14 protein-coding genes, 1 tRNA gene and 1 pseudogene are annotated in these 20619 nt (G+C 34.7%); 3 read left to right on the forward strand and 13 right to left on the reverse strand.

Annotated elements, in window-relative coordinates; genetic code table 11:
* Positions 1-68: 68 nt before the first annotated feature.
* Positions 69-1487: an isocitrate dehydrogenase gene (icd, locus tag OM967_RS03565; RefSeq protein ID WP_264337635.1), complete on the reverse strand. Its 1419-nt coding sequence runs from the start codon at positions 1485-1487 to the stop codon at positions 69-71.
* A gap of 89 nt (positions 1488-1576) precedes the next feature.
* Here icd and OM967_RS03570 point away from each other — a divergent pair, with 89 nt between their 5' ends.
* Positions 1577-2134 (forward strand): RDD family protein, encoded by a 558-nt coding sequence (locus OM967_RS03570; RefSeq protein ID WP_264337636.1) that lies wholly within the window; start codon positions 1577-1579, stop codon positions 2132-2134.
* Between the two features lie 74 nt (positions 2135-2208).
* Here OM967_RS03570 and OM967_RS08235 read toward each other — a convergent pair.
* From OM967_RS08235 to serS, 3 genes and pseudogenes are all read right to left on the reverse strand, one after another.
* A pseudogene (locus tag OM967_RS08235) lies at positions 2209-2274 on the reverse strand (WPE palindromic element domain-containing protein); the annotation flags it as partial.
* Positions 2275-2457: 183 nt separating this feature from the next.
* Positions 2458-3729, reverse strand: coding sequence for a phosphoribosylamine--glycine ligase (gene purD / locus OM967_RS03575; protein WP_264337637.1), 1272 nt, complete (start codon positions 3727-3729; stop codon positions 2458-2460).
* Between the two features lie 31 nt (positions 3730-3760).
* Positions 3761-5041 carry a serine--tRNA ligase gene (gene serS, locus OM967_RS03580; RefSeq protein WP_264337884.1) on the reverse strand — a complete coding sequence of 427 codons (1281 nt, stop codon included), beginning with the start codon at positions 5039-5041 and terminating at the stop codon, positions 3761-3763.
* A 229-nt stretch (positions 5042-5270) separates the two neighbouring features.
* Here serS and OM967_RS03585 point away from each other — a divergent pair, with 229 nt between their 5' ends.
* Positions 5271-6677, forward strand: a complete 1407-nt coding sequence (locus OM967_RS03585) for a hypothetical protein (RefSeq protein ID WP_264337638.1) — start codon at positions 5271-5273, stop codon at positions 6675-6677.
* Complete coding sequence (gene dusB, locus OM967_RS03590) at positions 6658-7635, forward strand: tRNA dihydrouridine synthase DusB (RefSeq protein ID WP_405197054.1); 978 nt, start codon at positions 6658-6660, stop codon at positions 7633-7635. Before OM967_RS03585 ends, dusB begins: the two co-directional genes overlap by 20 nt.
* A 34-nt stretch (positions 7636-7669) precedes the next feature.
* Here dusB and OM967_RS03595 read toward each other — a convergent pair whose 3' ends face one another.
* From OM967_RS03595 to tuf, 9 genes are all read right to left on the reverse strand, one after another.
* The gene (locus OM967_RS03595; protein WP_264337639.1) at positions 7670-16189 is read right to left on the reverse strand and encodes a DNA-directed RNA polymerase subunit beta/beta'; all 8520 of its coding nucleotides are present in this window, start codon (positions 16187-16189) and stop codon (positions 7670-7672) included.
* Between the two features lie 58 nt (positions 16190-16247).
* Positions 16248-16649 (reverse strand): 50S ribosomal protein L7/L12, encoded by a 402-nt coding sequence (rplL, locus tag OM967_RS03600; RefSeq protein ID WP_007301986.1) that lies wholly within the window; start codon positions 16647-16649, stop codon positions 16248-16250.
* 26 nt (positions 16650-16675) lie between these two features.
* A complete protein-coding gene (gene rplJ / locus OM967_RS03605; RefSeq protein ID WP_007301987.1) occupies positions 16676-17194 on the reverse strand; it encodes a 50S ribosomal protein L10 in 519 nt (172 codons plus the stop codon).
* A gap of 12 nt (positions 17195-17206) precedes the next feature.
* Positions 17207-17860: a 50S ribosomal protein L1 gene (gene rplA / locus OM967_RS03610; protein WP_250120082.1), complete on the reverse strand. Its 654-nt coding sequence runs from the start codon at positions 17858-17860 to the stop codon at positions 17207-17209.
* Between the two features lie 4 nt (positions 17861-17864).
* Positions 17865-18305: a 50S ribosomal protein L11 gene (locus OM967_RS03615; RefSeq protein WP_250120083.1), complete on the reverse strand. Its 441-nt coding sequence runs from the start codon at positions 18303-18305 to the stop codon at positions 17865-17867.
* 2 nt (positions 18306-18307) lie between these two features.
* Positions 18308-19144: a transcription termination/antitermination protein NusG gene (gene nusG / locus OM967_RS03620; protein WP_250120084.1), complete on the reverse strand. Its 837-nt coding sequence runs from the start codon at positions 19142-19144 to the stop codon at positions 18308-18310.
* Positions 19134-19343, reverse strand: a complete 210-nt coding sequence (gene secE, locus OM967_RS03625; protein WP_319606905.1) for a preprotein translocase subunit SecE — start codon at positions 19341-19343, stop codon at positions 19134-19136. The genes nusG and secE overlap by 11 nt, the downstream gene beginning before the upstream one ends.
* 10 nt (positions 19344-19353) lie before the next feature.
* Positions 19354-19426, reverse strand: a tRNA-Trp gene (locus OM967_RS03630).
* Positions 19427-19438: 12 nt separating this feature from the next.
* Positions 19439-20611, reverse strand: coding sequence for an elongation factor Tu (gene tuf, locus OM967_RS03635; RefSeq protein WP_211907845.1), 1173 nt, complete (start codon positions 20609-20611; stop codon positions 19439-19441).
* Positions 20612-20619 lie beyond the last annotated feature (8 nt).

Below are 20619 nucleotides of genomic sequence, written 5' to 3' on the forward strand. Positions count from 1 at the left end.
TAAATACACGATACTATTAGTATAATATATTTAATGTTTCACAAAAGCATAAAAATATCAAGCAACCACTAAGAGAAGAAACCCCCTTTCCCATCATACAAATACAACTTATCCATTCTCACCACATCAAAATTATGTTCCTCAAATTTGACTAGCAAGTTATTCACATCACTATTTGTAATTTCATTATTTGCAATGAACCTGCAGGTTATTTGGTCACTTGAAGACTTTGATCCTCCTGGCCAAATTGCAAGTCCTTTTGAGTATATTGCTATCATTTTCAGATTACTCGATTCAAATAACCTAACTATTTGATCAAAATTGTTGGATTTATCCCAGGCAAGCGTTATATCACTACCCACTAGCTTTTTAACTTTGTAATCTTGTTCGTAATTGTCTTGTACTTTATTTATTTTACTATCCGAATCACTGCTAATTATAAGCTCAGATAACGTTGTGGGTTTTTTCCCTAGATTATCTATAACAGCTTTTGCAAATTCTTTGGTACCAACTTTCTGCTTACTCCTTTTCTTCTTATATAAATCGGCAGTGTGTATTCCATCCTCCAAAGTCTTCAGCCATGCATCATAGATTAGTTTTGCAGTACTCACTTGACCAATATAGACCAACACATGTACTGCGGCATTTAAAAGACCAGAAGGATTAGCCATGTTTTTTCCTGCAATATCAGGAGCAGAACCGTGCACTGCTTCAAACATTGCATATTCATTACCTATATTGCTACTTCCTGCAAGCCCTACAGAACCTGAGGTTTGTGCCACTATGTCTGATAATATGTCGCCATATAGATTTTCAGTTACTATAACATCGAAATTCTCGGGCTCTGTAGCAACTTTTGCCATTCCAATATCAACTATATAATGTTCTATCTTTATATTTGGGTATTCTTTTGCAATACGATCAAACGCTGCATGAAAAGCGCCGTCAGTCATTTTCATTATGTTGTCTTTAGTCAGGCAAGTTACTTTTTTTCTGTTATGTTTTTTCGCATATTCAAAAGCGTACCTGCATATTTTTTCTGAACCAGATCTAGTAATAATTTTAGTGCATTGGTACGAGTCACCAGTGAGCCTATGCTCTATTCCCGTATAAACGTCCTCTTCATTTTCACGTATTACAACAACATCAAATTTATCGAATTTATTTTCTATAACAGGGTGATACGAAATGCATGGTCTAATGTTTGCATACAGCCCTAAGTTCTTTCTGAGTGCAACGTTTAAGCTTTTGTGCCCTTTACCTTGAGGGGTTGTTGTTGGAGATTTGAGTAATATCTTTGTCCTTTCGATAGATTCCCAACCACTCGGAGAAATTCCATGAGACCATTCCTTACTATAAACACGCTCCCCTATTTCAATAATATCTATTGAGATCTTTGCTTTCGCTTCACGCAATATCGACAGCACCGCTTCCATAATTTCTGGTCCGATACCATCACCATACGCAACTGTGACTGATGTTGACATAACTTCCTTAACTGTAAATGATTTAATGTTAATTCAAATAATAAAGTGGGTCAATGTTGCTAAAATAGCATATTTACGGTTATTTAATAATGAACTTTTATACTGGTTATAGCATTGCAAAATATGGAAAGTGTATGGATACTAAAATAAGTTATGCAGGGATGTTTAGGCGAGACTTCGCATCTGTAATTGATTGTGTTTTATGGGTAATAATAGCCTTTATTATATTATTTTTTCTATATTCTCTACATCATTCATCTACATCATACAACGATGCAGACAATACTTACAAGATAGTTATCCGCATGACAGTTTTTATGGTGATACTACCAATATATATAATTTTTAATATGCTAATGACAATAAGATTTGATGGCACTCCAGGGAAATTACTGTGCGGAATATATATAAAAGATTCAAACACATTTAAAAATGTTACTCTAAAACAAGCAATAAGAAGATATTTTTTTAAGGACGGCATGTGGACTATTTGTAATTTGCTATCTTATCCTCTGCCTGATTATGTTTCTGGATGTTTTTTTATTGTACTAACCTCAGTTTTAATGTTTACAATATTCGACCAGCACAAACAAACATTTTATGACAAAATTGCAAAAACAGTAGTGGTATACTATAAACCTAGTTGATATTTTTCTTTAGTTGTTACCACCAAGGGTGTTATTCTAGCGCGTGACCCACATCTGTACGAACATTGCAATTAGCAGGTAATTTGCATAATAGAGGGTGTCATTCCAGTGCTTGACACTGGAATCCAGTTTTCCATATAATCTCATCGAAAACGTTGTAACCACTTTCTATGCTAGTGTGCTTTCATCAACCTGGATCCCAGTGTCAGCTACTTTCATGACAAGAAAAGAAGCACTGGTTTCACATGAATCTGAACAGATATCATGTTTTTCTTTAGTTTACTGCTTACAAAGTGACTTTTTTTGTTTCTGCATGAGCTAAATTAACTACCAATATCATACCTGAAGAACCCATCTGACCATTCTAGAAAATTTAACGCTGAGTACACTTTACTTTTAGCTTCTTCCACAGTGTTTCCTTCTCCTACTATATTTAGCACTCTTCCGCCATCGGAAATCCAATTACCACTTTCATCCAACTTAGTACCAGCATGAAAAACTAGCACACCAGGAATGTTTTCAATTTTATCCAATCCTTTAATTACCTCTCCTTTTTGATAATCACCAGGATAGCCTTTACTTGCAACAACTACACAAACTGTAGTTTTGTGATTAAACTCCACCATTTTTGTATTTAACTTGCCTTCTGCAACTGACAACATCAACTTTAACAAATCACAATTTGGATCAAGTCTAGGTAAAATAGATTGTATTTCCGGATCCCCAAACCTAACATTATACTCAAGAAGCTTTGGACTATCTTTGCAAATCATTAAACCAGCAAAGAGTACGCCTTTATAGGATGTTCCCATGTTAGTCAGTGCTTGAATTGTAGGATATATTATTTTTTGAACAATTTTTTGCTCCATCTCCTTACTTATAATCGAAGGTGATGAGTATGACCCCATGCCTCCAGTATTTTGTCCCTCGTTATTTTCACCAACTCTCTTGTAATCTTTTGCACACCCAAGGGTTACTACCTTCAACCCATCAATAAGAGCAAAAAAACTTACTTCCTCTCCAATTAAAAACTCTTCTATGATTATTTCTTCACCTGACTCACCAAGATTTTTCTCCACTAGCATTGAATCTATTGCTGAAAAAGCTTCATTTTCTGTGTGGCATATTATGACGCCTTTCCCTGCTGCAATTCCATTTGCTTTAATTACAAGCGGAAATTTTATTTTATTACTACGGACAAAATTTTTAGCTAACCTTTCATCAATAAAACGTTCATACTTGGCGGTCGGTATACCATATTGTTTACATAGTTCCTTCGTAAAAGACTTTGATGCCTCAAGTTTTGCAGCTGCTTGACTTGGAGCAAAAACGTTTATCCCCTCCGCAGTTAAATCATCAGCAAGGCCATTAATTATCGGCTGCTCTGGACCAATAATCACTAGCTCTATATTTTTTTTCTTGCAAAATTGTGTAACATCCACTGAATCTTGAATATCTATATTCACAAGAACTCCAAAATTCTCCATGGCCGGGCGACCAGGAGTAACATATAACTTAGTCAAGGTAGGAGACTTCTTTAAAGCCCAAAGTAAAGCATGCTCACGCCCACCAGAACCTATAACCAAAACCTTCATCTTTATTTCCTCGCTTTTCTATATGTCAAAATTATTGTTTGCTTATAACAGTATCATTACTCATGTATCTTTGCAACACGTTTGGTATTGTAACTGACCCATCGGAATTTTGATAGTTCTCCATTATGGCAACAATTGTTCTTCCTATGGCTAAAGCTGAGCCGTTTAAAGTGTGAACGTATTTTTTTGTTTTTCTGTCAGTTTCTAAGAAGTATTTAGTGTTCATTCTTCTTGCCTGGAACGTACCGCAATTTGAGCAGCTTGATATTTCTCTGTACTTATTTTGCTCAGGTAACCATACCTCTATATCATAAGTCTTTTGTGCAGCAAAGCCCATATCACCACTACAAAGCAGCATTATTCTATACGGTAGTTCTAATTTTTTTAATATTTCCTCAGCAGCATTTGTCATGCGTTCAAGCTCATCATTTGACTGGTCTTCAGTTGTGATGCTTACTAATTCCACTTTACCAAATTGGTGTTGCCTTATCATACCTCTTGTATCTCGTCCTGCACTGCCAGCTTCTTTACGAAAACATTCTGAATATGCAGTAAAACGAATAGGCAGTTCTTTTTCTTCTATTATTTTGTCAGCAACTAAATTTGTTAAAACTACTTCACTTGTGGGAATTAATCTTAATTTATCGGTAGTTAAATATGAGTCATCAGAAAATTTTGGTAGCTGACCAACGTTATACATCGCCTCGTTTTTCACCAAGGCTGGGTGATAAACCTCAGTATAGGCAAATTCATTAACATGTGTTTCCAGCATAAAATTTATTAATGCTCGTCCAAGCTTAGCTAACTGTCCTTTTAATATTGTAAACCTTGATCCAGAAATTTTTGCTGCTTGCTCAAAATCCATCAAGCCTAACCTTTCTCCGAGTTCATAATGAAATTTTGGCATAAAACTAAATTGCCTTTTTTCTCCATATTTTCTGATTTCTACGTTGGAGCTCTCATCTTCACCTATTGGTACATTTTGTGCAGAAATATTTGGTAAGTTAGATAAAATATCCACTAACTTATTTTTTTCTGTTTGCTCCTTGAGGCTGATTGTCTCTATCTCACTTGTGATGCTTTTTGATAACTTTACTTGTTCTTCACATGGGCTTTTGTTCATTTTAAGCCTCTTTATTTCTTCCGTGACCTCGTTTCGTTGCTTATTTAAAGCTTGCAATTTAGTAGTCAGTAATCTTTTTTTATGGTCTATCTCTAATATTTCTTCTGTAGTAAATTCTTTCACCCCTCTGCTTTTTATTGCTTTTTCAAATCCTTTAGGGTTTTTGCGTATATGTTCTATATCATGCATATGTTGTGCTATTACTAACATCATTACTCTACTTCAAAAGCTTTGAATGCTCAATATTTTTACATATAAATGCTAATATTGATTTTACCTTCATAATTTGCTAGAATTGATAAACTTGAAATATAATATGTTAGCCATCATAGAAAGATACAATAAATCTAAAGAGAGTACTCACTTCACTAAACTTAAGGCTAGTGGAAGATTTGCTGTCTACGCTTTTTGTATATATTTGGCGACTACATTTACCATTGGCTGTTTGGGATTGATAATGGGATCTTTCCTCTTAACCTTACCACTTGCTATGCTCATCTCCAACCCTATAGCTTGGATCTTAATGGGAATAGTGCTTGCAGCGACATACAAGATGGTTATTGAACCTTTATTTTACTTGGTAAAAGGTTATGTTGATGAAAAAGGAACTGTAAAGGAAGAAAAGAGTCCAAAAGAGCAAAAATTCACAAGAAGTAAATCACTGGATAGTAGACTAGATACTATATCAAGACAAACAAATGATTCGGATAAGAGGGTACGTAGAAATTCCTATTCTCCATCTACAGATAGTGGTATTGCACCAGGAAGTGAACCTGCCTCAAGTAACAATAATCGTAGAAATTCTAATGCTTCAGGAGATAGTGGTTTGGGTGGCAAAGAGTTTCATGGAGATTTACAAACTCTTATGCATCAGACAAATCTCAAAAAATATGATTACTTGTTGCGGCAGCATGATATTGCGCATATTGCAAGAGTGAAATATGGATATTCAGAATCCTCCACGAATAATGTATTTTTCTCTATTCCTGGAGATGTAAACTCATTAAATGAAAGGTTAAAAGAGTACAAAAATGAAGTAAAGCGGGAAAACTCAAAAAAAACATTTACTGCAGTTGTTAATATAGGAAATTATCATTGGGTAACATTAGTCGGTACATATGAATCAACAAATAAACAATTTAGAGCTTACTATTGTGACTCATTTGGCACTCAATTACCAAATAAGATTGATGGAACAATAAAAGATAATATAAGTCTTGCTAATGAGATTACTGCGGAATGTGTGGAGCCTTTAGACAATGAAATCGGAGATTTGATAAGGGAAAAAGAAAATAATCCAGACAATGTCATCCTTAAGGAAAAAAAAGATGATGTTCAAGAAACATTAAATTGCGCAAGAAAACACAAAAACAAATTAGTTAGTAAGCAAATTGATGGCAATTATATAGTGAGTATATTGCAGGAAACGTTGGAGATAGGAAATGATGACAACATAAGAAGCTCACCAACTAAGCAGCAAAAAGATGGCTGTAATTGTGGAGTGTTTGCTTTAGAAAATGCTCATAGGATTACGCAAATGTTCAACGAGGATAAATCATTTGATGAAATTGACAGAGAGTTATCAAAATACAAACCTAGTTCAGAACAATTGCAAAAGAAAAGAAGAGAGTTTACAAAAGCACTTATGGAGGACGAAGAGTGGAAAGAAGCTATTGCTGAAGGTGGAATTTTACATGATGCTCTACAGCAGCTTAGTCTTGAAGATAGTAAGAAAGAGGAAACACAACCTGCCACAAGTTCATTTGTGCAAGATGTTATAATAACAGCTTATAACAGTGTCAAAAATGCATTTTTTAGCAACTAGAAAGCCTGTGTCTCTCCAAGTAGGAAATCTAACTATTGATTCTCCAGTTATTTTAGCGCCAATGTCTAGAGTGACTGACTATCCATTTAGGAGTATTGTAAAGAAACTTGGTGCAAGTTTGCTAGTCTCAGAAATGATTGCAAGCAGAGCTATGATCATGCAAACTCGCCAGAGCATGCAAAAAGCAAAAGTCGATGAACTAACCGCTGTACAACTTGCTGGTTGTGAGCCTGATGTTATGGCGGAAGCTGCAAAGTTAAATGAGGGCATGGGTGCAAAAATCATAGATATAAATTTTGGTTGTCCAGTTAAAAAAGTTGTAAACGGTTACGCAGGGTCAGCACTTATGCGTGATGAAAAAAAGGCTGCTGAGATAATAGAAGCTGTAGTCAAGGCAGTGAGTGTGCCAGTTACAGTAAAAATGCGTACTGGATGGAATGACGAAAATCGTAATGCTCCGCGCTTGGCAAAAATTGCAGAAGATTTGGGAGCAAAGATGATTACTGTACATGGAAGGACAAGGGCACAGCTTTATAATGGTCAAGCAGATTGGAAATTCGTTAGAAATGTTAAAGAGCAGGTAAAAATTCCAGTTATAGTAAATGGAGATATTAAGAGTTTGAATGATGTTCAAAGTGCACTTAAAGAATCTGGAGCAGATGGAGTAATGATAGGTCGTGGTGCTTACGGCAAACCTTGGCTGATTAATCAAGCAATAAACTTTTTGAGTGGAAATAAAGTTTCTGAGCCAACAGCCTCAGAGAGATTAAGCATAATACTCAAGCATTATGACAGTATTCTTGAGTACTATGGAAGCGATACAGGAATAAAGATGGCCCGCAAACATATAGGATGGTACAGTAGCGGGCTTCAAAACTCATCTGAATTTCGTGTAAGAGTAAATAACATAATAGACAGCACAGAGGTGAAAGAAAATATAATTGATTTTTTTAGTTAAAAACAGATTAAACATACTACCTCATTAGCTATATTCAACTTGACTGATCATAGTGCGATACCACCACACTCTCTTCTTCATCAGAATGTAATTGATAACTATTATCACTCAGCAATTTTTCGTCATAAGTCTCAATATCAAAATATTTTTCATATTTATCTATATTTTCACAAAGCGAAAGTGCTTTCACCTTATTCATAACCAAACCCGTACCAGCAGGAATTAATCTTCCTACTATAACATTTTCTTTTAACCCACTCAAAGGATCACTCTTTCCACAAAATGCTGCTTCCGTAAGTACTTTTGTTGTTTCTTGGAAAGAGGCAGCAGAAATAAAGGAATTAGTTTCAAGGCTTGCTCTAGTAATTCCCTGCAGAATAGGAAGATAATGAGCAGGTCGTTTTCCAGAGTTATTCATAGCATCATTTTCTCTATCAATTTCCAGCCTGTCGATATTTTCTCCAATTAAGTACATAGTATCACCAGGATCGGTAATTTCTACTTTTTGTAGCATTTGCTTTAAGATCACTTCTAAATGCTTGTTATCTATGCGCACACCTTGCAATCTATAAACTTGCTGTATTTCAGAAATCATATAGTGTGCTAACGCTTCTAACCCAAGCACACGTAGAATATCATGAAGATCAGGATCGCCATCCATCAATAAATCACCTTTACGCACAAAATCACCTTCATTGACTATTACATGCTTACTTCTTGATACTAAATACTCAACTGGAGAAGCTTGCTCATCTAAAGGTTTAATTACTATACTGCGTTTTCCTCTACGGTCTTTTTCAGAGAACGTTACATAGCCATCTATTTCACTAACGATAGCATGCTCTTTAGGACGACGTGCTTCAAATAATTCTATAACCTTAGGCAAGCCACCAGTAATATCACGAGTTCTAACTGACTCTCTCGGCGTTCTTGTGATAACATCACCTGCATGAACCTTTTGGCCATCCTGTACATTAAGCACTGCACCAACTGGTATAAAGTAACATGCTTCCACACCACTTGAAAGTGTTATTACTTTTTCATTATCATCAAGCAGTGCAATACGAGGACGTAAATTAGCTACACCAGAGTGCAATTTCCAATCTTTTACTACTCTATTTGATATTCCTGTAGATTCATCCATCACTTCAGTGATTGAAATTCCATCTTTTAAATCCTGGTAAGATATTGTACCACTCTTTTCCGTAATAATAGGTAGTGTATACGGATCCCATTCCGCAACTTTATCACCAATTTTTACTAACTCACCCTCATTTACATAAAGTTTAGCACCATAAGGCACACTGTGCTTCAATTTTTCACTACCAAGGCTATCAATTAAAACGACTTCACAGGAACGGCTTATCACAATTTTATTTCCGTTTTTATCTATAATTATATTACTATTGTTTAGTTTTATTCTAGCATTAATAGAAGATATAATATTTGAGGATTCAACACCTCTAGTCATTACCCCACCTATATGGAAAGTACGCATCGTTAACTGAGTACCTGGCTCTCCAACAGATTGAGCAGCGATAACACCAACTGCTTCACCTATTGAAACAATTTTACCAGTTGCAAGGTCTCTTCCATAACACAAAGAACACACACCAGGACTTATTTCACAAGTTAAAGGCGATCTAATTTTTATAGCATCAAGACCTGCAATGTTGATTTGCTTTACTTTATCTTCATCAATTAGTTCTCCTGCTTTTAATAATAACTCTTTGGTTACTGGGTTATATATATCATTTGCAGCTGTCCTACCCAGTACAACACTCTCTAGAGATGCAACTATAGTACTACCTTCAACTATAGCTCTTACAATAAGGCCATTTTTCGTTTTACAGTCATGTTTTGTAACTATGCAATTTTGAGATACATCAACCAAGCGACGAGTTAAGTATCCAGAGTTTGCAGTTTTAAGTGCAGTATCAGCTAAACCTTTACGCGCACCGTGAGTAGAATTAAAGTATTCAAATACATTTAATCCTTCGCGAAAATTAGAAATTATAGGTGTTTCTATAATTTCACCAGAAGGTTTGGTCATTAACCCTCGCATTCCTGCTAACTGCTTCATCTGGGAAGTAGAACCTCTTGCACCGGAGCTAACCATCATATATATTGAATTGTACTTACTATTTTCATCATACAGAGATATCGCTTTTAACATATCATTCGCTATTATATCTGTGCACTTAGACCACTCATCTATAACTTTATTATACCTCTCACTTTTAGTGATTAGTCCGTCTTGATACTGTGCAGAAAATTTCTTAATTTCACCCCTTGTATAATCAACGTGTGTAGCTTTAGTTTCAGGTATGACCATATCGCAACGACTAAAAGAAGTACCGGAAAATGTAGCATACTCAAAGCCAAGTGTCATCAATTTATCAGAAAATACCACTGTAGCACTTTGACCGCAGCTACGATATACTAAATCAACAATGCTAGTTATTTCCTTAACTGTTAATACCTGATTTATTAAATCGAAGCTTAGATTCTTATGTTTAGGAAAAATCTGCCATAATATTAAACGTCCAGGAGTTGTAAAAATAGTTTTATACTGAATGTTTCCATCGCTATTGATGTATTCCATTTTGTACTTTATATGAGAATGAATATGTAGAGTACCGTTGTTTAAGGAATGCTCAACTTCACAAAAGGCACAGAAAAGTGGTAAATCATCCTCCTTAAGTTGCTGTAAAGTTAGGTAGTATATACCAAGCACTATATCTTTACTAGGAACTATAATCGGTCTTCCATTAGAAGGACTTAAAACGTTATTAATTGACATCATCAACACTCTAGCTTCAAGTTGAGCTTCCAATGAAATTGGCACATGTACCGCCATTTGATCACCATCAAAGTCAGCGTTAAATGCTGTACAAACAAGTGGATGAAGCTGTATTGCTTTACCTTCAATAAGGACTGGCTCAAAAGCCTGAATACCAAGCCTATGTAGCGTAGGCGCTCTATTTAGCAAAACAGGATGCTCTTTTATTACTTCTTCAAGCATATCCCAGACTTCTGGCTTTTCTGCTCTTATTAACTTACTAGCAAATTTAATAGTTGGAGCCATTCCATATATTTTAAGCCTTGAGTAAACAAAAGGTTTGAATAACTCAAGAGCCATTCTTTTCGGTAATCCACACTGATTTAGTTTCAAAGTTGGACCAACAACTATTACAGAACGTCCAGAGTAATCTACCCTTTTTCCTAAAAGATTCTGACGGAAACGACCTTGCTTTCCTTTCAGCATATCGCTAATAGACTTTTTATATCCAGTAGCGCCAGCTTTATTTACCAGAGCATTACGACGACTATTATCAAAAAGAGAATCAACTGCCTCTTGTAACATTCTTTTCTCATTACGAATCATAATCTCAGGAGGATTTAAACTTAACAATTTTCTCAATCTATTATTTCTATTAATAATAGTTCTATAATGATGATTTAAATCAGAAACTGCAGGTCGACCACTTTCAAGGGATACCAAGGGACGCAAGTCAGGTGGTAAAATAGGTATAGCTGTAAGTATCATCCACTCAGGTCTGTTTCCAGACTTGATAAAATTTTCAACAATACGTAATCTCTTTATAATTTTCTTTCTTCTCATTTCAGAAGCAACAGACTCTAACTCCTGTCTTAAATTCTTCCTAATTTCATGTAAATCAAGGCGTATTAGCAATTCTCTTATAGCTTCAACACCTTGCATAGCTATAAAGCTATCGACCCCATAGCTATCTTTAGCTTCATTATAAGCTTTCTCACTAATAATTTCACCTTTTTCAAAAGAGGAAACAAGAGGATCTATTACAACATAATTATCACTATACAAAATACTTTCGATATCTCTAAGAGACATATCTAATAATGCTCCAATTCTTGAAGGAAGTGACTTCAAAAACCATATATGAGCAACAGGAGATGCAAGCTCTATATGACCCATTCTTTCTCTTCTTACTTTAGAAGATGTAACTTCTACTCCACATTTTTCGCATATACGGCCCCTATGTCTTCTTTTTTTGTACTTTCCACATAAACATTCATCATCATTGACAGGACCAAAAATTTTAGGACAAAATAATCCACCTTTCTCAACTTTGAATGTACGGTAGTTTGCAGTTGAAACATCTGTTATCTCTCCATAAGACATACGTTTAATACTTTCAGGGCTAGCAATGGAAATGCTAACCTCATTAAAAGATTGTGCGATATTAGTGTGAGATATATCTTCAATTACTATGTCATTTTGCTTCAAATCCACATTAAAACACAAGGAACGCAACTCTTTTATCATGACATTAAAGGATTCAGGAATTCCACATTCAAAGTTACTGTCACCTTTTATTACCGATTCATAAATCTTAACCCTGCCATTAATATCATCAGACTTCACAGTTAACATTTCCTGCAAAGTGTAAGCAGCACCATAGGCTTGCAATGCCCAACATTCCATTTCACCAAAACGCTGACCACCAAAATGAGACTTTCCTCCAAGAGGTTGTTGAGTAACCAAACTATAAGGTCCTACTGAACGCGCATGAATTTTACCATCTACTAAGTGATGCAACTTAAGCATGTACATGTAACCAACTGTAACTTTGCGATCAAACTTCTCACCCGAGCAACCATCATATAATACAACTTGCCCAGAGTTATCCAATCCAGCAAGTTCAAATAGCTTTACTATTTGTTCATCTTTTGGACCTTCAAATACAGGTGCAGTAACAGGAATGCCATCACGCAACTTATACGCAAATTCAATGAGGTGATTATCATTAATATCGCGAATGTTATTACAAATAGATAAATTACTGCCACAACTATAAACCTCAATCAGGAAGTGACGTAAACTACTGTGTGCATCTTTACAAGAGTTGAAATAATTCTCTACTAATGTAGTCAATTCATTATTTAATTCATCCTTATTAGGCGTATCTAAAATAGAAGCCGTTATTTCATCATCATTAATATCCTCAAATTTTTTATTATCAAGATATAATGCTGCAAATTTTTCAAAATCATCATCACTGAGAGATCTAATTGCCTCACAAAAAGCACGTTTGATTTTATTGATCTCATCAAGAATATTGCCTACTTTTTCTCCTAATTTTTTACAAGCCCAACCTACATGCGTTTCCAATATTTGACCTACATTCATTCGCGAAGGAACGCCAAGAGGGTTAAGAATAATATCAATAGGAGTACCATCTTCTAAATAAGGCATATCTTCTACTGGAACAACTCGAGAAATCACACCTTTATTTCCATGTCTACCAGCCATTTTATCCCCTGGCTGCAAACTATGTTTTACAGCAATAAAAACTTTTACTGACATCGACACACCTTGAGGCAGATCATAGCCTTCATGCAATTTTTCTACTTTTCGCTTAAAGTTTGCTATCGCATGTGATACTTTTTCATCAAAATCTTTTTTTAAGCTCTCAACTTGCTTAGAAATAGATTGGTTTTTCAATCCTATATCCCACCATCCCTCACGTTCAATAAAATTAATACTTTCTCGATCTTGAGAGCCAGAATTAATAAGAATTTTTCTTAATTCATCATAGAAATATTGATTAATAACATTGATTATATGGTCTCGTTCTTTCTCAAAGTCGTTTGCCTCTTTTTGTTTAATAAGAAATGCCCTTTCGTTTTCTTCTTCCCCTCTGCGTGTAAAGACCTGCACATCAATTACTATCCCTTCAATATCTGGAGATGTATATAAAGAGGAATCCACACAATCAAATGACTTTTCACCAAAAATTGTCATTAACAATTTTGTCTCAGGAGGCAATGAAAGAGAATGCTTAGGTGTAACTTTCCCCACCAAAATATAACCTGGACCAACTCTTGTACCAACCTTTACTATACCACTATCATCCAAGTGATAAAGATTTTCTTCATTAACACCGGGTATGGCACGAGTTATTTTTTCCGACCCTAAAGGAGTGTCATGTACAACACATTCAAATTCTTCTATATGAATAGAAGTAAATAGATCTTTTTTAACAACTTCACTAGAAATAATGATTGAGTCTTCAAAATTATAACCTTGCCAAGACATAAAAGCGACTAGCAAGTTTTGGCCAAGTGCCAATTCACCGTTATTAATAGCAGGACCATCAGCTATCACATCACCTTCCTTAACACAATCACCTACATGCACCAGTGGTTTCTGGTTAATACAAGTATTATGGTTAGAACGCTGAAATTTTCTTAGATGATAAATATCTACATCCAAGTAGTTAATTCCTCCTTTGTCAAAAGCACGTATAACTATAGAGTTACTATCTGAGCTGTCAACTATGCCACCACGTTTTGCTAAAACTACAGCACCAGAGCCAGAAGCTACGAAAGATTCCATGCCAGTAGCAACCAAAGGAGCAGTAGGCTTCAATAAAGGTACAGCTTGACGCTGCATATTTGAACCCATTAACGCTCTATTAGCATCATCATTTTCTAAAAATGGAATTAAAGAAGCAGCAACCGATATTACCTGCTTAGGAGATAAATCAATGTAACTTACTTGACTACTATTTACCATTACAAAGGTACCAGCATACCTACAGTATAACATATCATCAACAAAGCAGTTGTTCTCATCAAGCTTTGCGCTGGTATCGGCTATATAATATAAACCTTCATCTATAGCAGACAGATACTCAATTTGATCAGTAACAACCTTATTAACTACTTTCCTATAAGGACTTTCAATGAACCCATATTTATTAATACGAGCGTATATAGCTAAGCTGTTAATTAAGCCTATATTCTGCCCCTCAGGAGTTTCAATAGGGCAAATTCTTCCGTAATGAGTTGGATGAACATCACGCACTTCAAATCCCGCCCTCTCTCTTGTTAAACCACCAGGACCTAACGCTGACAACCTTCTTTTATGTGTTATTTCAGATAATGGATTAGTCTGATCCATAAATTGAGATAATTGGGAAGAGTTGAAAAAATCTCTTAAGACATTGGTTAACACTTTTGGATTTATAAAATCAGATGGAGAGACTTTATCTAAACTAGAAGTAGACATAGAATCAACTACTGCCCGTCCCAATTTTAATAATCCAGTTCTAAATTGATTTTCTATAAACTCTCCAACTGAACGGACTCTTCTATTTGCTAAATGATCAATATCATCTACAGATCCTTGACCATCACGTAACAATACTATTTTTCTTATAATTTCAATAATGTCTTCATGTGTTAAAGTAGTTAAATTTTCCTCATAATTTAACCCAAGGCAAGAGTTAAGTTTTAATCTACCAATGTTAGACAAATCATAATATTCCGAACTGAAGAAAAGATTACGAAAAAACTCCTCTACTATCTTTAAAACAGGAACTTCACCAGGACGCAAAACCTTATATATTTCATATAGAGCGTTCTCATAAGACATGTTTTCATCTAAGAAAAGTGTGTTTAATATGTAAGGTCCAACAGAAACATTATCTATGTTCAACACTGATATTTTATCTATAGATAATAATTCAAGCTTTTTTATATCCTCTAATTTTATAGATTCACCAGCAGATAAGACTTTTGTAGAACTAGCACTATCTATTAAATCTTCTGCAAGAAATAAACCACATATAGAATCATAAGGAATTAGATACTCTTTCAATCCGTTATCATATAGATTTTTAGCTAATTTTGAAGTAATACGAACATTAGCTTTAAGTAACACATTGCCTTCAACATTCTTTAAATCAAAAGGAAGCCTCACTCCCTTGAATTTATCAGGGGAAAAAGGTACTCTCCAGCCACTTTTATGTTTTATATACTCTATTTTTTCATAAAATTTATTAAGTATGTCATTGTTTGATAAGCCCAAAGCCTTTAATAAAACTGATATTGGCAACTTTCTCTTTCTATCAATACGAAAATACAAATGATCTTTAACATCAAACTCAATATCAAGCCAAGAACCTCTATAAGGAATAACTCTAGCAGAATAGATTAATTTGCCAGAATTGTAAGTTTTTCCCTTATCACTATCAAAAAACACTCCAGGAGATCTATGCATTTGTGAAACGATAACTTTCTCTACGCCATTGATGATGAAAGTACCTTTATCAGTCATCATAGGCAGTTCACAAAAGCGAACCTCCTGCTCTTCAGCAGATTTTATAACAGTTGCAAGCTTAGAATGATCATCATCTTCTTTAATCTCTTGATATTTTTCAAGAGAAACACCATCCTGCATAATAACAAGACGTATAGAAGCAATAACCTGAGCAGAAAAAGTTATACCACGTTTTATACATTCAGATTCACTATACTTAAGATCATCTACCCTACAATTCAAAAATTCGATAGTAGCCCTATGCAAAGGATCAGATATTGGAAAAATTGTATGAAAGATAGCTTCAAGTCTTTCATTACTCTCATCATTAGGAGTAAAGGAATTATATGACCCCTTTTGGACTTTAACCAAATCCAACAAAGAATCTTTTAAATCAATCGACCTGGAATAAGAAACTCTAGGAACAAAAGCACTAGAAGCACACATATAAGAAGAATCAACCATTAAAATACCTTCACTAATTAAAAGAGCTATATCAACATAAAATTAATATACTAACATTTTATTCAAGCTCAACTTTAGTTGCTCCTGCTTCAATAAGTTTTTGCTTTATTTTTTCTGCTTCGTCTTTAGAAACATTAGCAGTCAAATCTTTGGGTAAAGACTCAACTAATTCTTTCGCTTCTTTTAAATTCAATGTAGAATTAACTTCTCTAATAGCTTTAATCACTCCTATTTTTTTGCTTGCATCAATCTCTTTGATTACAACTTTATATTCAGCTTTTTCTTGAGCAACAGGAGCATTAGCATTATCACTAATAGGCACCCCAGCACCAACAGCTCCACCAAGAAAAGAACCACTAGGCAACCCTATTTTTTCTTCTAGAACTTTTACAAGTTCAGAAGCTTCTAATAGATTTAAAGATAATATTTTATCAACCAAATCACTTGTTACATTATTCATACTGACCACCTTATTTAACAACAAATTTATTTTTTAGAACTATAGTAATCCAAAACTCTCATAAGCCTCATAGAAGATGAATTAATAGACAATGCTAACCGAGCAGGAATATCATAAGATATTAAACGCATAATTTTAACACGTAATTCATCCAGAGAGGGAAGCTTAGCCAATTTATTAACATCTTCCACTGTTAATAATTCATTTATATGAGCCGCACAAATCACAGACATTTTTTCTTTGTTAGCATTAATAAAATCAACTATTAACTTTGCAGCTTCTACTATAGCGCTAGAGTATATAATAGCAACAGAACCAGAAAATTTACCTGATAAATAAGAAAATTTACCAGTCCTTTCCAAAGCCAAGCAAGCTAGAGTATTTTTAACTACTAACATCCCACCCATTACAGATTTTAGACTATTCCTAAGAATTAATGAATTGCTAACATTCATAGACTTGAAATTTACCAATATTAAGAAATCATTATTTACAAACACATTCATTATGTTTTGTATAAACTCATCCTTATCTTTACGCTTCACAATTTCGCTCCCTTAAATTATATCTTCTACTTTGTTTATTTTATGAGCTTTACCCATAGTTGAATTTAAAAAAACGCTTTTAAAGTAAACTCCTTTCACAGAAGCAGGTTTATTGTCTCTAATTACTTTAAGAAAGGCTTTTAAATTTTCCAGCAAATCATCAATATCAAATTTAATACTTCCTAATTTACCATGAATAACACCATTTTTATCCGTCCTGAATTTTATTTGACCAGACTTAATGGTTTTAGTAGCTTCCGCAATGTTAGAAGTCACAGTACCAAATTTAGGGTTAGGCATCAGCCCTTTAGCACCCAATATTTTTGCAATAGAAGTGATTTTTGCCATGAAATCAGGAGTAGTGATGCACCAATCAACATTCAACTTTCTACCTTTTTTTATCTCTTCAACCAAATCTTCTCCTCCTGTAATATCAGCACCAGCTTTTTCAGCTTCTAATAAATGTTTATCTTGAGCAAAAACAGCTACTTTAATATTCTTCCCGATACCTTTAGGCAAAACTACTGTACCACGCACCTGCTCTTCAGATTTACGTGAATCTACACCTAAATTGACTGCGATATCAACTGATTCATTAAATTTTGCTGAAGCAGACTCAACAATCTTCTCCAAACACTGCTTAGAATTATCATTATATGTACTCATTTACCTAACCTTCCACAACTTCTATACCCATAGATTTTGCAGTGCCTATAACCATCTTCACTGCTGAATCTTCATTATCCACTTTCATATCAACCATCTTACACTTTGCCACTTTAATGATAGCAGACATAGATAATTTAGCCACTAATTCTTTACCAGAATTACCAGAACCTTTACTTAATTTAGCTTCCTGCTTAAGCAAATAAGCCACAGGTGGACCGCTGACAGTAAAATCATGAGAGCGATCATCCTTTATGGAAATTCTCACTGTTACTAAATCACCTACTTTATGACTAGCGTTAGCAGCGCTAGTAGCTTTATTAAAAGCTTCACAAAATTTAGGAACAGGTATACCACGCGGGCCAAGTACTGAAGCAATTTTCGGTCCTGGAACTGCTTTCCCAGCTTCCATAAGTAAGTTAATCTTAGCAACTATATTACTCATAATTAATCCTCTATTTTCTCTACTTGAGCCAAATCAAGCTCTATTATTGTTGGCTTACCTAAGATTGATACTTCAACATTAATAATTTTTTTCTCGTCATTTACCATATCTACCTTACCAGTAAAATTTTGAAAAAGACCATCATTAATTTTTACTTTTTCACCTTTCTCATAACCATAACTCAACTTTTTCGTTTCTTGAGCATTGTAAAGCGCACTACACATTGAGCGAATCTCATTATCCTCAATCACCTTTGGAACATTACCATTTTTCAAAAATCCATAAACCTTAAGAGATTTTGGTATATTATTAATAAAATTTAATACCTCATCGCATAAATTCATGTATAAAAAGACATAACCAGGAAAGGACTTCCTTCGTTTAGCATTTTTTTTAGATTTTAAATCCATCTCACTTAATTCTTCACAAGGAATAAAAACCCTATTAAAATAATTATTAATATTCAATCTCATAGAATTTTCTAATATATATTGGCGCACTTTCTCTTCATAATTAGAGGCAACTCTTAAAATGTACCACTTATACCTATTAAATTCCTTACGTTTTAAAATTACTTCATCATCTGAAATCATCTCAAAATGACCAGACTCATCACCACAAAACCCAGTCATTTGATTCAAAATATTTTTGCTTTCATCACACAGATGCATACATATATATACTTCACATAACTCTTTTATATCAGATTTTACATCACATACTGTCTGATAAGGAATAAACACCTCCTTAAAGTAAACAGTATTGATTGCCAACTCGCATATATCCTTCTCATACCCGTAATCGACTTTAATGATATACCATTTATACTTATATTCCATAAATAATTCCAAATAAAGTCTTAATTATGTAAAGAGACATAAAATCTACGAAGTAAAAGAAAATCGAAAAGCATAATATAACAATTATTACAATAAACAAAGATGACAATACTTGCTGTTTTTTTATCCAAGCAATTCTCCTTATTTCTTGCTTCATATCGCAAAAAAAAACATACAGGTTTTTTAACATTTCTACCATAATATTAATGCAGGAGCGATAGGAATTGAACCTACAACCTCTGGTTTTGGAGACCAGCGCTCTACCAATTGAGCTACACTCCTATAATTCAAAGTTTACTCTAAAATTTCCGAAACAACCCCAGAACCAACAGTTCTACCACCTTCTCTTATCGCAAAACGCAATCCTTTATCCATTGCTATTGGTACTTGCAACTCCACTTCTATACTTACATTGTCCCCTGGCATTACCATCTCCTTTCCATCTAGCAATTTTATGCTCCCAGTTACATCCGTTGTCCTTAAATAAAACTGTGGCTGATAATTTCCAAAAAATGGTGTATGCCTTCCTCCTTCTTCTTTCTTCAATATATACACCTCCGCATTAAATTTCTTATGCGGGGTTATTGTCCCTGGTTTTGCCAATACTTGCCCTCTCTCCACTTCTTCTCTCTTTGTTCCTCTTAGTAGTATTCCTACATTGAGTCCTGCACTTCCCTTATCTAGCAACTTCTTAAACATCTCAACACCAGTACATATCGTCTTTTGCGTCCCTTTGAGACCTATTATCTCTATCTCGTCCCCTGTCTTTATCTCCCCCTTCTCTATTCTTCCTGTTACTACCGTCCCTCGGCCCGATATTGAAAATACATCTTCTATTGGCAACAAAAACGGCAAATCTATAGGCCTTGGAGGTACTGCCACATACTCATCTAACTTCTCCATCAATTTATCTATTGATTTCTTTCCATACTCACTACTATCATCCTCTAATGCTTTTAACGCAGACCCAACTATCATAGGCACTTCATCACCTGGAAATCCATACTTACTCAGCAACTCTCTCACTTCCATTTCTACCAAATCTATCATATCAGCATCAGCAACATCAGCTTTATTTATATATACCACGATATATCCAACACCCACCTGTTTTGCCAGCAATATATGCTCTCTCGTTTGTGGCATCGGCCCATCAACCCCTGACACTACCAATATCGCTGCATCCATCTGTGCTGCACCTACTATCATATTCTTTACATAATCAGCATGTCCAGGGCAATCAACGTGTGCATAGTGTCTCTTTTCTGTTTGATATTCAACATGCGCTGTTGCTATTGTTATACCTCTCTTTCTCTCTTCTGGCGCTTTATCTATTTGATCATATGCTACAAAATTACCATAATGCTTTGTTATCGCCGCTGTTAACGTTGTCTTCCCATGATCCACATGTCCTATCGTTCCCACGTTTACATGCGGCTTTCCAAATGCTTCTACTATCGCTGTCATAATTACTA

The organism is Wolbachia endosymbiont (group B) of Dolichovespula media (assembly GCF_947179505.1).
Lineage (GTDB): Bacteria > Pseudomonadota > Alphaproteobacteria > Rickettsiales > Anaplasmataceae > Wolbachia.

Excerpts from the sequence above, each read along its gene's own strand:
- icd (WP_264337635.1), bottom strand. The coding sequence starts at position 1,487 with ATGTCAACATCAGTCACAGTTGCGTATGGTGATGGTATCGGACCAGAA.
- OM967_RS03570 (WP_264337636.1), top strand. The coding sequence starts at position 1,577 with ATGAACTTTTATACTGGTTATAGCATTGCAAAATATGGAAAGTGTATG.
- purD (WP_264337637.1), bottom strand. The coding sequence starts at position 3,729 with ATGAAGGTTTTGGTTATAGGTTCTGGTGGGCGTGAGCATGCTTTACTT.
- serS (WP_264337884.1), bottom strand. The coding sequence starts at position 5,041 with ATGCATGATATAGAACATATACGCAAAAACCCTAAAGGATTTGAAAAA.
- dusB (WP_405197054.1), top strand. The coding sequence starts at position 6,658 with ATGCATTTTTTAGCAACTAGAAAGCCTGTGTCTCTCCAAGTAGGAAAT.
- OM967_RS03595 (WP_264337639.1), bottom strand. The coding sequence starts at position 16,189 with ATGGTTGATTCTTCTTATATGTGTGCTTCTAGTGCTTTTGTTCCTAGA.
- rplL (WP_007301986.1), bottom strand. The coding sequence starts at position 16,649 with ATGAATAATGTAACAAGTGATTTGGTTGATAAAATATTATCTTTAAAT.
- rplA (WP_250120082.1), bottom strand. The coding sequence starts at position 17,860 with ATGAGTACATATAATGATAATTCTAAGCAGTGTTTGGAGAAGATTGTT.
- OM967_RS03615 (WP_250120083.1), bottom strand. The coding sequence starts at position 18,305 with ATGAGTAATATAGTTGCTAAGATTAACTTACTTATGGAAGCTGGGAAA.
- nusG (WP_250120084.1), bottom strand. The coding sequence starts at position 19,144 with ATGGAATATAAGTATAAATGGTATATCATTAAAGTCGATTACGGGTAT.
- secE (WP_319606905.1), bottom strand. The coding sequence starts at position 19,343 with ATGGTAGAAATGTTAAAAAACCTGTATGTTTTTTTTTGCGATATGAAG.
- tuf (WP_211907845.1), bottom strand. The coding sequence starts at position 20,611 with ATGACAGCGATAGTAGAAGCATTTGGAAAGCCGCATGTAAACGTGGGA.